Here is a 12,685-nt window from a genome sequence, read left to right as displayed (position 1 = left end):
ATGGAACGTAAACCTGATCACTGCCTGCATACCTGCTCATAGGTATTATTATTCATGAGGCTTTTTGCCTCTTAACCAAGATTCTATGGCAGTCAGGCGGGTTATCCTAGCGGATAATGCCAAGGCACATCGCATTGCGGCGATTGTGCAACAGGTCAGGATTCTTGAGTGACTTCGGCGATGACCTTGGCCCATAGCTCGGGTGGTTGTGCGCCAGGCACGGCGTGGCGGCCCCCCACGATAAAGGTCGGGACCGAGTTGATGCCCATCTGCCGGCTATGCGCATCGCGGTCACGGATGGCTTGCATATCTTCGTCAGTCGCCAACAAACGCGCCACAACAGAGGCATCCATTTCGATACTATCTGCAATATCGGTCAGCACTTCGGTATCGCCAATATCGCGGGTATCAACGAAATAGGCTTTGAACAGGGCGGAAACGGCGGCGGTCTGGCGCCCCTCAATGCCCGCCCAGTGGATCAGGCGGTGGGCGTTCAACGTGTTTGGGGTGCGCTGCATCCCTTCAAAGTTGATGTTCAGGCCAGCTTTCTCTGCGTGTTCGACAACGGGCGCATAGGCGCGCACGGCGCCTTCTTTGCCACCGAACTTACCCTCTAGATAGGCGCGGCGGCCCATGCCTTCGGCGGGCATGTCAGGGTTTAGCTGAAAGGGGTGCCATTCGATCAGAAACGGATGATCGGGATGCGCGGCCAAGGCGCGGTCCAGATGCGCCTTGCCGATATAGCACCAAGGGCAGATCGGGTCGGACATGATATCTAGCTTGATCGAATTGGTCATCAGGGGGCCTCGTAGTGCTGGCGCAGCGATCGGCGCAAAATCTTGCCGTTTGCGCCCATGGGCAGCTCTGGCAAATGAATGAACAGGCGCGGCTGTTTATAGCGCGCCAAGTTGGCGCTGGCATAACTGCGCAGCGCGTCTTCGTCTAGGGGGGATGGGGCGGTATAGAAGGCGGCGATCACGCTGACGTCCTCTTTCACCATCACTTCTGCGGCACCAACGGCTGTGATGCCATCAAATCGCGCCAGACAGGCCTCGACCTCAACAGGGGAAACACGAAAGCCGCCCGCATTCATCATATCGTCGTTGCGGCCCAAATAGGTGATTTGGAAATCAGCATCCATGCTGCCCTGATCGCCTGTCAAAAACCAATCGCCTTGCATCTTGGCGGCGGTTTCTTCTGGCGCGTCCAGATAGGCCAACATTAATCCAGGATCACTGCGGTGAACGGCGATTGTACCTTCTTGGCCTAACGCAACGGGGCCGTTGTGATCTAGCAATGCGATATGGCGACCCTGTTGGGGGCGGCCCAAAACGGTGGACGAAACAGGATGGTCGGGCGAGGCCGAGATAAAGGTCGAACATTCCGACATGCCGTAGGCTTCATAAACGGCGGTTCCGGTTGCCTCTTCCCAGCGGGCACAAATCGCGGGCGGCAGTTTTTCACCAGCGCTAAGGCCATGGCGCAGGCTGGGCATTGGGGGGATGTCGGTCTGTTGAAGCAATTGCCGATACACACCAGGCGCTGCGGCGAAAATCGTGGCATTGTTTTCTTGGATGAGCTTGGGTAATTCGGTGGCTGCCGTGTTTGGCGCGGGAATGATCGCCGTTGCGCCAACGGTCCAAGGGTCCATCAGCCCCGTGCCCAGTGTATAGGTCCAGTTGAACGCCCCCGCGTGCAGCATGCGATCATTGCTGTCCAGCCCGTACCAGCCGCTATGCATCATTTTGCGCGCCCAGATGGCGCGGTGGGCGTGTACAACAGCGCGCGGTTTGCCAGAGGTGCCCGACGTATAGATGATATATCCAGCCCGCTCGGGATCACCCATATGATAACGCGCTGGGGGAAGGCTGCGCATTTGGCGCAGAGGATCAAGCTCGATGATCCGCGGATCATCGGGGCAGGCAACAGAAGGGTCGCGCAGGATCAGCTTTGGCGACAAAGTTGCGATCATCGGGGCAACTTCGCGCTCGGTCAGCGCTGATGCCGTCGGGACAGGCACCATCCCAGCAGCAAGCGCGCCAAGATAGGCAAGGGGGAAATCAACCGTATTGCCAAGCCGCATCAAAATGCGATCCCCCGCAACCGCCCCTGCGGATAACAGGCCTGTTGCGGTTCCCAGAACGGCGGCTTCTAATGCGCTGTAAGTCCAGTCTTTTTCACCTAATACGCAAAGGGCAACCTTTTCAGGAACTGCCTGCGCTTTTCCCAGAACATGAGCCGCCATATTGAACGGTGAAGGGCAGGGCGGCGGTGGGCCTTGATCGAAAATTGACAGCATGGCTATCGCTAACCCGCAGCGCTGCGCGTTGCAAGGCGCAGGCCGCGCGGCTATACCAACCGCTATGACAAATGATCCAGCTAAATCCATGATTCAGATCGCCCGCGAAGACGGTGCGGCCCATACCGTACCTCCGGTTGATTTGGGGGCACGTGTTCGCGAATTGCGCAAGGCGCGGGGGTGGACGCTTGAACAAGCCGCAAGCCAAGCTGGGCTGGCCCGCTCGACCCTGTCGAAAATCGAAAACGCGCAGATGTCACCGACCTATGACGCGTTGAAAAAGCTGGCTGTAGGGTTGGAAATATCCGTGCCTCAGCTGTTTACGCCGCCCGCGGCTGAGCAGATCAATGGCCGCATGGCCGTGACAAAATCAGGCGAAGGGGCCGCGCAAGCCACTGCCACCTATGAACACGAGCTGCTGGCGGACAGTCTGCGCAAAAAGAACATGCTGCCTTATCGCGCCCGTATCCGCGCCCGCCAGATGGAGGAATTCGACGGCTGGGTGCGCCATGACGGCGAAGAATTTCTATATGTTCTGACGGGGGTTATTAAGCTCTATACCGAGTTTTACGAACCGATCGAAATGCGGCGGGGCGACAGCGCCTATTACGACGCTGCCATGGGGCATAATGTGATCTCGACTTCGGATGAGGATGCGACGATCCTCTGGGTCACATCACTCGTCTAACAATGGCCCTAGGGTGAAATGCCCGATGAGCACGGCGATCAACTGCATCACGATAAACATTGCGATGTGACCGGGGTAGATGCCCGCAAAGGTATCTGACCAGCCACGTGCAAAAGTTACCGCAGGGTTGGCAAAGCTGGTGGAGGATGTGAACCAATAAGCGCCAGTGATATATAGCGCAACCAGAGTCGGGACCGCCTTTTTCCCCACGTGGATGCCGCCAAAGATGACAAACAGCAGGCCCAAAGTCGCAAGAATTTCCGAGAACCACTGCGCCCCACCAGTGCGGTGCAAGGTTTGGCTCACCTGAAGAACAGGCAGATCAAACATAATATGCGCAGCCCATACCCCCAAAACGCCACCCACAACCTGAGCGATGACAAAGCTCGCAAAAGTCACAAATGTCAGCTCTCCTCGTAGGAAGAAGGCAAAGCTGACAGCGGGGTTAAAGTGGGCGCCTGATCGGTGGCCAAGGACGGTGATGATGACAAACAACATACAGCCGGTGGCGATCGCATTGGCCAGCAGCGCAATCGCGTCATTCCCTTGGGCCAATTCAACGCCCATGATCCCCGATCCAATAACCGAGATAAGCAGCATCGCAGTGCCGACGAGTTCCGCAAATATTTTTTGTGTCATGTGAGTTTGCTACACGCGTTCAAATGCGTCTGCAATGCGGGCCGATCCCGATCAGCAAGTGGGGCGCTTGTGCGGTGCAGGGCGTTATGGCCTTTGCCTCCCCGCTGTGGGCTCGTATTGAAACAGTTTATGACAATTTTTCTGCAGCGGCCCTTTAGCCGATGAGTACTTTATTGATTGTCGTCCCACCACCAAACCTCGGGCATCCATTGGGCGCCATCGCCATAGATTGGTAAGGTTTTTGGGAATTTCATCTGCTTTACATGGGCGACGCGCCCCTCGGTATAGGACCAAAACGGGATGACATAGCGCCCAGCGGTCAGGATCCGATCAAGCGCGCGCGTTGCGGCCACGAAATCCGCGCTGTCACGCGCGTTCAGCATCTCGTCAATCATGGCATCAATCGCAGGGCTGCGCGCGCCCATCAGGTTACGGGACCCTTCCAGATCAGCAGCACCGCTGCCCCAATAAAACTTTTGCTCGTTTCCGGGGCTAAGGGATAGGGCGCGGCGGAAGGGGGTGATATCAAAATCAAACTCGCCCGAACGCGAAAAATACTGTGCATCATCAACGGTTTCGATAGTGGCCGTAATCCCCAGCCGTTCAAGCGCGCGCAGATAAAGTTCGGCAATAGCGATGTCTTCGGTACTGCCTTTGGCAATGAGAATGCTGAACGAAACGGGCGAGCCATCCCCGCGCAACATCTTGCCATTTTCGACGGTGTAGCCAGCGGCCTCAAACTGGGCCATTGCGTTGCGAATGCCTGCGCGGTTGCGGGCCGTGCCGTTGGAAACAGGCAGGTCGTAACCCTCGATCGTGCCGACGGGCAGGGTATCTTGATAAGGCAGCAGCATTTCAGCAACGCGGCCTTGGGCGGGGCCACTCTCTTTTCCCAAAACGGAGTTTGAGAAATACGAAGTGATCCGTGGCTGGGTGTTACCGGTTAAGGTGTCATTGATGTATTCAAAGTTAAACGCATGGATCAGCGCATCACGGATACGCCAATCGTCAAAAGGCGCGCGGCGGGTGTTCATGACAAATCCGGTCATGCCTGACGGCTTTTGATGTGGAATAACCGATTTAACGATGTCGCCATTTGTCACCGCAGGAAAGGTATATTGGCTCTCCCAGCTTTCTGCGTTGAATTCGCGCACTGCGGAAACTTCGCCTACTTTGAACCCCTCGAACAGCACTTTTGAATCGCCGTAAAAGTCCAATTTGATCGTGTCAAAGTTATGCGTACCAGTCCGAAACGGCAGATCAGCGCCCCAATAATCTGGATTACGGGTCAGTTGAACAAAACGACCCGGTTCATAGTCGCCAACAGTATAAGGGCCAGAGCCGATCGGGATGTCCTGAACCGGCGCATTGGCGATCTCGCGTCCTTCCCACTGGGCCTTGGATAGGATGGGGCGCAATCCTGCCAGCAAAGCCAGCTCGCGGTTTTCGGTGTTAAAGGTCAGTCGAACCGAACGTTCACCCGTTTGTTCGATGCTTTCGATCTGACGATACAGGCTATGGTATTTCGGGTGCCCAACGGTTCCCAAGGTTTCAAAGCTGAAAATAACGTCCTCGACCGTCAGCGCAGAGCCGTCAGAAAAACGGGTATTTTCGCGCAGGGTAAATTCAACCCACGTCCGCTCCTCATCTGTTTCAATCGTTTCAGCGAGTAATCCATAAAGCGTAAAGGGTTCATCCCAAGAGCGCCCCATGAGGGTTTCATGGGTAAAGAAGGGCAGCTGCCAAGGTGAGGTGCCTTTGCGCACAAACGGATTGAGGCTGTCAAAGCCGCCGGTATTGCCCAAAACAATGCCGCCCCCTTTGGGCGCGTCCGGATTCGCATAGGGCAGATGGGTGAAATCCTGACCCAATGCAGGGTCGCCATACATGGAAATAGCATGCTGAGGTTCAGCATGAACGGCGATTCCCCAAAGAATCAGTGAAGACAGGGTCGTAAATCCCCGTGCAATCGGGAAAAAATCTAAAGCCATTTTCGAAACAATCCTGCGCTGCCCTTTTTTTTATTACCCAAACCTCTAACGAGGTCTGCTCGAAGGCGCAAACTTTATGCTTGGCGTTTAGACCATAATTCCTTATAAAGACCTTACTGCTCGATAGGTTTCTTGCCTGTATGAAACCTGCCTCAATAACTTGACGCCCGCCTTGTGCGGGCGTTTTTTTTGTTTAGGGGATGCGGCTTTGCGCTATTTTTTGACGAAGGGTATCCGCGCAGTCGTGCGTTATTTTGTTGGAAATTCCCGTATTTTATAGGTTTTCGATCCTTTTAAAGGGCTGTGCTGAAATCATCAGCTGATGTTTACGCCTTAGTCTGCGCAGAAAGGCGGCGCGTCATGCGTGGGCTTTATCTGTTGACCAAAATGGATACCGATTCTCTTGTTTTTGGCAGAGCATTCTGCTGCGGGCAGAAAGATCGCCTATAGAGGTAAAGATGGGGTCAATTTTTTGTGCGGGCTGCGGTTATTGGTGATGTATTTGTGAAAAGACCAAAGTGTTATCGGCCTTTCGCACCTGCGGCATAAACAGTATCAAATAACAAACTTATATGGAGAACGATCATGGCTCTTACCTATGACTTGTCTGGCAAAACCGCCGTTATTACGGGCTCGAATTCTGGTATTGGATTGGGCATCGCCCAAGAACTGGCAAAGGCAGGGGCCGACATTGTTCTAAACTCCTTTTCGGATCGCGAAGAAGATCACGCGCTGGCCGCGCAGATTGCCAAAGAAACAGGGGTAAAGGCGCGCTATATCAAGGCGGATATGTCTAAAGGGGATGAGTGCCGCCAATTGATCGAAGAAGCGGGTGTTTGCGATATTCTGATTAACAACGCGGGCATTCAACACGTTGCGCCTATTCCTGAATTCCCGACATCAAAGTGGGATGCCATCATCGCGATTAACCTTAGCTCGGCTTTTCACACATCAGCCGTGGCCTTGCCAATGATGCGCAAAGCGGGCTGGGGCCGTGTGATCAACGTGGCCTCTGCACATGGGTTGACCGCATCGCCCTATAAATCCGCCTATGTCGCGGCCAAACACGGTATCGTGGGCCTGACCAAAACCACTGCTCTGGAAACCGCCGAAGAGCCGATCACCGCAAACGCGATCTGCCCCGGATATGTTTTGACGCCGCTGGTGGAAAGCCAAATTCCCGACACGATGAAGGAATACGACATGAGCCGCGAAGACGTGATCAAAAACGTTATGCTCAAACGTCAGCCAAGCAAGGATTTTGCAACCGTTGAGCAGTTGGGCGGCACAGCTGCCTTCTTGTGTTCTGCGGCGGCGGATCAGATTACTGGAACACAGATCAGCGTTGATGGCGGCTGGACCGCTCTTTGATCCTTATGTGCGCCCAGAACGCGGGCGCACAACCTCTCTGACCTAAAAGGGCACCCCATGGCCAAGGCGACAAAAAAGATCAATCTGGCGCTTCAGGGCGGCGGCGCCCATGGCGCGTTTACATGGGGGGTACTGGACCGGCTTTTGCAAGAGGATGATCTAGAGATTTGCGGCATGTCTGGCACCTCTGCCGGTGCGCTGAATGGCGCGGCGCTTAAATCAGGGATGATTTCAGGCGGCCGTCAGGGGGCACGGGATAATCTGGAATGGCTCTGGATGCAGGTGGCAGGTGTTTCGGATCTGCGCATGGGCGACTGGATGGCTCCGTTTGGCCTGCAAGTCCTGAGCAAGCAGATCGAATATAGTATGCCCTTTGCCATGGGCGATGCGATGACGCGAATGATGTCGCCTTATTCTTATGGGCCTCTTTATAAAAACCCGCTGCGCGACATTGTGGAAAAGTTTAATTATGAACAGGTCTGTGACGATCATCAGCCGGTGTTTTATGTCGGGGCTACCCGCGTTCGGAACGGTAAAATCCGCGTATTCGAAGGGGATGAGATCGGACCAGATGCCTTGATGGCCTCGGCCTGTTTGCCCACTGTTTTTCAAGCGGTTGAGATTTTTGACAAGAAAACAGATCGCAAGGAAGCGTTTTGGGATGGTGGATTTACGGGCAACCCTGCCTTGTTCCCGCTGTTCAATCCAAAACTTCCCGAAGACATTGTTATCATTAACATTAACCCACTAGAGCGCGACACCATCCCGACGACACCTCAGGAAATCCAGAACCGTGTCAATGAGATCAGCTTTAACTCCAGCCTGCTGCGCGAATTGCGCGCGATTGAATTTGTGCAACGTTTGATCGAGGAAGGCACGGTCGAGTCAGGCAAGATGAGCCGCGTTCGTATCCACATGATTGCGGATGACGTTCTGATGGGGAAACTATCGGCGGCGACCAAGATTGTGCCAAATCCAACGGTGATTGGTCAGCTGAAAACCGCAGGCCATGCCGCAGCCGAGGCATTTCTGCGCGATGACGTGGATAACATTGGCAAGCGCAGCAGCGTAAACCTGCTAGAGATGTTCGCCTAGCGGCGCGCGTTTAGGTCGGCGATGGGTTCGTCGCCGTTTTCCTGCGCTTTGGGGTTGGGGTAAACCAGCCCAGCCGAGATCACCAATTTGGCGGAATCCTCTACAGACATGTCCAACTCGATCACATCGCGTCTGGGGAGAAACAGCAAAAAGCCCGAGGTCGGGTTTGGCGTTGTCGGTAGGAAAACCGATAACATCTCATCCGAAGGGTCTGATTTTTCAGCAATTTCCGCTTTTGCGCCAGTCGAGATAAACCCGATCGCCCAAATACCTTTGCGCGGATATTCGATCAGGCAGGCTGTTTCAAAGCTCCGGTCGTTCTGGGCAAAGATCGTTTCGGAAATTTGTTTGATGCCGGAATAGATCGAGCGCACAACAGGGGTGCGTTCCACCAGCCCTTCGGCAAAGTGGATTGCCGAGCGCCCAATCAACCCCTTGGCGATCCAGCCCACCAAAACCGTGAACAACAAAAAGATAACCACGCCGATGCCGCGCACGTTGATCTGCACCAGCGGATCCAGCCCCAGCAAATCCTGAATAAGGCGATCAGGGTGATATTTGAGCGGCACCAAAGGCAACACAAAGCCATCGATCCAGCCCACAACGCTCCAGATCAGCCAAATCGTCAGGCCCACCGGCGCAATCACGACCAGACCGGTTAGGAAGTTCCCTCGGGCCCGTGAAATTAATCCACGTTTTTGTGGGCTAATTGGATCAGGATCAAATGGGGTATTCATAGTGAGGGTGGTTTCCGGAAAGTAACTGGTCTGATTGTATAGCTATGCGTTGGTTTACGCAGTAACAATGGCAAGAATTGGCGAAATCTAGGGTTTGGTGCCTATTTCTAGGGCAATTTTCGCCGCCAGACGTGCATTGTTGCGCACCAGTGCAATGTTTGCCTCTAAGGAACGGCCATTTGTCAGCTCGAATATGCGTTGCAACAAATAAGGTGTGACGCCTTTCCCGACAATTCCCGCCTTATCCGCATCGGCCTGCGCGGTTGCGATAATCGGGGCGAGTTCGGCAGCAGGGATTTCGGCATCAACAGGAATTGGGTTGGCGATCAGCTGACCACCAGGAAGCCCCATAAGGCCGCGCATTTCATGGGCGCGGGCAATCTGGGCAGGGTCATCCATGCGCAAAGGCGCTTTCAACTTGGAACCGCGCGACCAAAAGGCGGGAAAATCATCTTGGCAATAGGCAATAACAGGCACGCCTTGGGTTTCCAGAACCTCCAGCGTTTTGGCGACATCCAGAATGGCTTTGGCGCCCGCTGCGACAACGGTAACGTCGGTTTGGGCCAGTTCCATCAAATCGGCCGAGATGTCGAAACTGTCTTCGGCCCCTTTGTGAACGCCGCCGATGCCGCCCGTTGCAAAAACCGCGATACCCGCCAGTTTTGCCGCGATCATTGTTGCCGCAACCGTGGTTGCGCCCGTGCCACCAGTCGCAATGCAGGCAGCAATATCGGCACGGCTCAGCTTTGCGACGCCTTTGGTTTGGGCGAGGGTCGTAAGCTCATCATCATCCAAACCGATGTGGAGGGTGCCATTCATCACGGCAATGGTTGCCGGAACCGCACCAGCGGCGCGGATGTCACCTTCGACCAGACGCGCGACCTCGACGTTTTGTGGGTAGGGCATGCCGTGGGTGATGATCGTGCTTTCCAGCGCAACGATGGCCGTGCCGTTTTCGCGTGCTGCGGAAACTTCGGCGGAATAGGTGATCGGGATCATATGGTTGTCTCTCCGGAAACATAAAGGGCTGCGGCGGATAATGCCTCATCCAGTGCATCGCCTGCACAAAGGCCGCGTAATTCAGCAGCGATATGGGCTGCCATAAACGTATCACCCGCACCTGTAACGCGGGTGACGGAAACAGGGGGAGGGGTTTGGCTGACGATGTCATCGGGGGTGGCCACGGTGGCGGGGTTGCCGCCATCGGTGACAACCGCGCGCGCCGCGCCGCGCTCTAGCAGCGTTTTTGCCGCATCTTGCGAGCTGTCAAATTGCATTTGGCACAACAGGCTGGCCTCTTCGAGGTTGACGTATAGCGTGCCGCGACCCGTTTGCACAAAAGGGCTAAGGCGCAGCGCCTTGCCCGGGGATGCGGGGGCAACGCGCAAATCAGCCTGCGCCAAAAGGGGGCTCTGCGCCATCTGGGACAACAGATCAATTGTCAGGTTTCCATCAAGAGCGATAGCACCTGTATAGGGTTCACTTGCAGCTTCCAGCGGGCGCAGGATTTTGTCGCCTGCGGCTTCTAGCGAATGGGCATCGGCAATGGCGGCGATCAAACCGTTTGACCCCTCAACAGCCATATATTGATCGGTCGGCAGATCATCCGAGCGATAGATCAAATCCGTGCCAAGCCCACGTGCGTTACAGGCAGCAATCAGGGCCTCGCCATCCGCATCCCGACCAACCGCGCTGAGCAGGCTGGGGGAAAGGCCAAAACGCCTAAGCGCCATGGCGATGTTCAGCGCCACACCGCCGGGCAGGCGGGTGATGCGGCCCGGCATGTCAGAACCTTGGCGCATCGCGGCGTCAGATCGCCCGATTACATCCCAAAGAACGGAACCAATACATAGGATTTGAGGAGTATCTGTCATATCTGCGGTTTTGACGCCAAGTGGTAAGACGCGCAAGCGCTTTACCTGCTATTTATCGGGAACTGCAAAAGTCATTGAGGCCCATAGCGTTTCCCAGATCGGGCCAGCCTCGGCTGTGGTCGCATTTGCGGCTTTTCGTAGAACAACGGCGTCTAACAAATAGCTGTGGCCGGTTTTGACAGGTATGGCGGCAATGCCTTTGGCATCGGTGCGCTGGATCGACACGCTCACCAGACCTGCGGCATCTTTTGCGTATATCTCGATCTGGGCATCCCTGCGCGGGGTTCCAAGGTACTGTAACGAAACATCAAATACGCCATCAAACCCGTCGCGATATGGGTTGTCCAGCGCGATGAATTCCGTCTCAAGCCCCATTGCGCGGTCATCTCCTTCGCCATGGCCAACCGCTATCAGGGATTTTGAATGACGGGTGTAGGATTCGCGAAAATTCTCTTTGGCCCAACCGCGGTTCTCATGGGTCGCTTGGGCCTGTTGAAAATCCTTATGCTGGATGAAATTCACGAACTTCTCCCATTCGCGGTAGGTCACGATAGAGGGGGCCGCTTCGTGGGTGATGATCATCAACCCGTCTTTCGCAGGGGCAGGAAGCTGGATTGCGGGGCGGTCGCCCATCCTGCCGATGATCTCGGTTGTGTCCTTTCCCAGCGAAACATCCAGCCGCGTGGTGCGGTTTTCAAAATAGGGCTGGCTGACGCCTTCAAATTTTTGACCGTTCTTCAGCTCCGCGACAAAAGGGCTTTCTTTTTGGACTTGAAACTTTGGCGGTTCGATCCAAAACTCATGGGCCAAAGCCGCGGATGACAAAAGCGCCGTGGCACTTACAAAAGAAAAAAGACGGGTGAGAAACATGAAGCGATGGTCCTTGTGGTTGATGACAAAGCTGACAGCCGCGCTGATGATGTCAAGCACACTGGCCCATGCACACGAAGTTGTGCCCACGATTGCCGATCTGACCGTAGAGGATGGCAAGGCGGAACTCACTTTGCAAATCAACCTCGAAGCCTTCTTGGCAGAGGTTAACCTCAATGAATTTGAAAACATAAACGACGCGCCGCAGGCTCAGGGCTATGATACGCTTAGGGCGATGCCTGCGGATGCTTTGGCCGAACAAGCGGGGCAGTTGCTGCCGAAATGGAATGCGCTGCCTGTGTTAAGTATGGGCGGCAAGGCGCTGACTTTAAACAGTATTGATGTTTCCGTTCCCACCGTTTCGGATTTTGAGCTGGCACGCGTCACCTCATGGGTTTTGCAGGCTCAAGGGGTTGAGCCAGGAAAGCTAACCGTCGCTTGGCCCTATGGCAGCGGCGATATGGTTCTGCGCCAGCAGGGGGTGGACGAGCCGTTTACAGGGTTGATCAACGGTGGTGGCCTTGCCGAGATTTCACTGAGCGGGGGGGATGCGCTGAGCGGGTGGCAAACGTTTGTGTCATACATCCCAGTCGGGTTTGATCACATCTTGCCTAAAGGGTTGGATCACATCCTGTTTGTCTTGGGGCTGTTCTTTCTCTCGACGCGGTTGCGTCCGCTGATCTGGCAGGTCAGCGCGTTTACCTTGGCCCATACGGTTACCTTGGCGCTGGGGGCGCTGGGGCTTGTGAATGTACCGGGCAGCATCGTTGAGCCGCTGATCGCGGCCTCGATTGTCTATGTCGCGGTCGAAAACATCTTTGCCTCTGGGCTAAACCCGTGGAGGGCCGTGGTGATCTTTGGTTTTGGCCTGTTGCACGGCCTCGGCTTTGCTTCGGTGCTGGGTGATTTTGGCCTGCCGTCAGGGCAGTTTGTGCCCGCGCTTATCGGGTTCAACATCGGGGTTGAACTGGGCCAGCTGACGGTGATTGCCATTGCCTTTATCGCGGTAGGCTGGGCGATCCGCAAAAGCTGGTATCGCCGCGCCATCGCGATCCCTGCATCCTGCGTAATCGCAGCGATCGGCGCCTATTGGGTGGTCGAGCGGACGTTGCTGTAACGCT

The 12,685-nt window shown here is 55.3% G+C and carries 12 protein-coding genes; 4 read left to right on the top strand and 8 right to left on the bottom strand.

The window, feature by feature from the left end:
- Positions 1-155 precede the first annotated feature (155 nt).
- A complete protein-coding gene (locus Z948_RS0116820; RefSeq protein WP_025060714.1) occupies positions 156-797 on the bottom strand; it encodes a DsbA family oxidoreductase in 642 nt (213 codons plus the stop codon).
- Positions 797-2,299 carry a class I adenylate-forming enzyme family protein gene (locus Z948_RS0116815; RefSeq protein WP_025060713.1) on the bottom strand — a complete coding sequence of 501 codons (1,503 nt, stop codon included), beginning with the start codon at positions 2,297-2,299 and terminating at the stop codon, positions 797-799. The genes Z948_RS0116820 and Z948_RS0116815 overlap by 1 nt, the downstream gene beginning before the upstream one ends.
- Positions 2,300-2,363: 64 nt before the next feature.
- On the opposite strand from Z948_RS0116815, the gene Z948_RS0116810 reads away from it, so the two are divergent.
- Positions 2,364-2,987 carry a helix-turn-helix domain-containing protein gene (locus Z948_RS0116810; protein ID WP_025060712.1) on the top strand — a complete coding sequence of 208 codons (624 nt, stop codon included), beginning with the start codon at positions 2,364-2,366 and terminating at the stop codon, positions 2,985-2,987.
- Here the strand turns inward: Z948_RS0116810 and Z948_RS0116805 are convergent.
- Both Z948_RS0116805 and Z948_RS0116800 read right to left on the bottom strand, forming a co-directional pair.
- Positions 2,976-3,626 carry an aquaporin gene (locus Z948_RS0116805; protein WP_025060711.1) on the bottom strand — a complete coding sequence of 217 codons (651 nt, stop codon included), beginning with the start codon at positions 3,624-3,626 and terminating at the stop codon, positions 2,976-2,978. The two genes, Z948_RS0116810 and Z948_RS0116805, sit on opposite strands and share 12 nt — an antisense overlap.
- A 170-nt stretch (positions 3,627-3,796) precedes the next feature.
- A complete protein-coding gene (locus tag Z948_RS0116800; protein ID WP_425427142.1) occupies positions 3,797-5,617 on the bottom strand; it encodes an extracellular solute-binding protein in 1,821 nt (606 codons plus the stop codon).
- A gap of 585 nt (positions 5,618-6,202) precedes the next feature.
- Here Z948_RS0116800 and Z948_RS0116790 point away from each other — a divergent pair.
- Complete coding sequence (locus Z948_RS0116790; RefSeq protein WP_025060709.1) at positions 6,203-6,988, top strand: 3-hydroxybutyrate dehydrogenase; 786 nt, start codon at positions 6,203-6,205, stop codon at positions 6,986-6,988.
- Positions 6,989-7,045: 57 nt separating this feature from the next.
- On the top strand, positions 7,046-8,083 hold the full coding sequence (locus Z948_RS0116785) for a patatin-like phospholipase family protein (RefSeq protein WP_025060708.1): 1,038 nt from the start codon (positions 7,046-7,048) through the stop codon (positions 8,081-8,083).
- Here the strand turns inward: Z948_RS0116785 and Z948_RS0116780 are convergent.
- From Z948_RS0116780 to Z948_RS0116765, 4 genes are all read right to left on the bottom strand, one after another.
- Positions 8,080-8,820, bottom strand: a complete 741-nt coding sequence (locus Z948_RS0116780) for a DUF502 domain-containing protein (RefSeq protein ID WP_025060707.1) — start codon at positions 8,818-8,820, stop codon at positions 8,080-8,082. The genes Z948_RS0116785 and Z948_RS0116780 overlap by 4 nt on opposite strands.
- Positions 8,821-8,907: 87 nt before the next feature.
- The gene (locus Z948_RS0116775) at positions 8,908-9,819 is read right to left on the bottom strand and encodes a pseudouridine-5'-phosphate glycosidase (RefSeq protein ID WP_025060706.1); all 912 of its coding nucleotides are present in this window, start codon (positions 9,817-9,819) and stop codon (positions 8,908-8,910) included.
- Positions 9,816-10,694: a PfkB family carbohydrate kinase gene (locus tag Z948_RS0116770; protein ID WP_025060705.1), complete on the bottom strand. Its 879-nt coding sequence runs from the start codon at positions 10,692-10,694 to the stop codon at positions 9,816-9,818. The genes Z948_RS0116775 and Z948_RS0116770 overlap by 4 nt, the downstream gene beginning before the upstream one ends.
- A 48-nt stretch (positions 10,695-10,742) precedes the next feature.
- Positions 10,743-11,564 (bottom strand): DUF4198 domain-containing protein, encoded by an 822-nt coding sequence (locus Z948_RS0116765; RefSeq protein ID WP_025060704.1) that lies wholly within the window; start codon positions 11,562-11,564, stop codon positions 10,743-10,745.
- On the opposite strand from Z948_RS0116765, the gene Z948_RS0116760 reads away from it, so the two are divergent.
- Positions 11,563-12,681 carry a HupE/UreJ family protein gene (locus Z948_RS0116760; protein WP_025060703.1) on the top strand — a complete coding sequence of 373 codons (1,119 nt, stop codon included), beginning with the start codon at positions 11,563-11,565 and terminating at the stop codon, positions 12,679-12,681. The genes Z948_RS0116765 and Z948_RS0116760 overlap by 2 nt on opposite strands.
- Positions 12,682-12,685: the final 4 nt, after the last annotated feature.

The organism is Sulfitobacter donghicola DSW-25 = KCTC 12864 = JCM 14565, assembly GCF_000622405.1.
In the GTDB taxonomy this organism is placed as follows: Bacteria; Pseudomonadota; Alphaproteobacteria; order Rhodobacterales; family Rhodobacteraceae; genus Sulfitobacter; species Sulfitobacter donghicola.
The sequence above is the reverse complement of the archived record's forward strand: the minus strand, read 5'-3'. Positions and strand labels throughout refer to the sequence as shown.

What these genes read in the sequence shown, in the direction of transcription:
- Z948_RS0116820 (WP_025060714.1), bottom strand. Translation starts at nt 797, where the DNA reads ATGACCAATTCGATCAAGCTAGATATCATGTCCGACCCGATCTGCCCT.
- Z948_RS0116815 (WP_025060713.1), bottom strand. Translation starts at nt 2,299, where the DNA reads ATGCTGTCAATTTTCGATCAAGGCCCACCGCCGCCCTGCCCTTCACCG.
- Z948_RS0116810 (WP_025060712.1), top strand. Translation starts at nt 2,364, where the DNA reads ATGACAAATGATCCAGCTAAATCCATGATTCAGATCGCCCGCGAAGAC.
- Z948_RS0116805 (WP_025060711.1), bottom strand. Translation starts at nt 3,626, where the DNA reads ATGACACAAAAAATATTTGCGGAACTCGTCGGCACTGCGATGCTGCTT.
- Z948_RS0116800 (WP_425427142.1), bottom strand. Translation starts at nt 5,617, where the DNA reads ATGGCTTTAGATTTTTTCCCGATTGCACGGGGATTTACGACCCTGTCT.
- Z948_RS0116790 (WP_025060709.1), top strand. Translation starts at nt 6,203, where the DNA reads ATGGCTCTTACCTATGACTTGTCTGGCAAAACCGCCGTTATTACGGGC.
- Z948_RS0116785 (WP_025060708.1), top strand. Translation starts at nt 7,046, where the DNA reads ATGGCCAAGGCGACAAAAAAGATCAATCTGGCGCTTCAGGGCGGCGGC.
- Z948_RS0116780 (WP_025060707.1), bottom strand. Translation starts at nt 8,820, where the DNA reads ATGAATACCCCATTTGATCCTGATCCAATTAGCCCACAAAAACGTGGA.
- Z948_RS0116775 (WP_025060706.1), bottom strand. Translation starts at nt 9,819, where the DNA reads ATGATCCCGATCACCTATTCCGCCGAAGTTTCCGCAGCACGCGAAAAC.
- Z948_RS0116770 (WP_025060705.1), bottom strand. Translation starts at nt 10,694, where the DNA reads ATGACAGATACTCCTCAAATCCTATGTATTGGTTCCGTTCTTTGGGAT.
- Z948_RS0116760 (WP_025060703.1), top strand. Translation starts at nt 11,563, where the DNA reads ATGAAGCGATGGTCCTTGTGGTTGATGACAAAGCTGACAGCCGCGCTG.
- Z948_RS0116765 (WP_025060704.1), bottom strand. Translation starts at nt 11,564, where the DNA reads ATGTTTCTCACCCGTCTTTTTTCTTTTGTAAGTGCCACGGCGCTTTTG.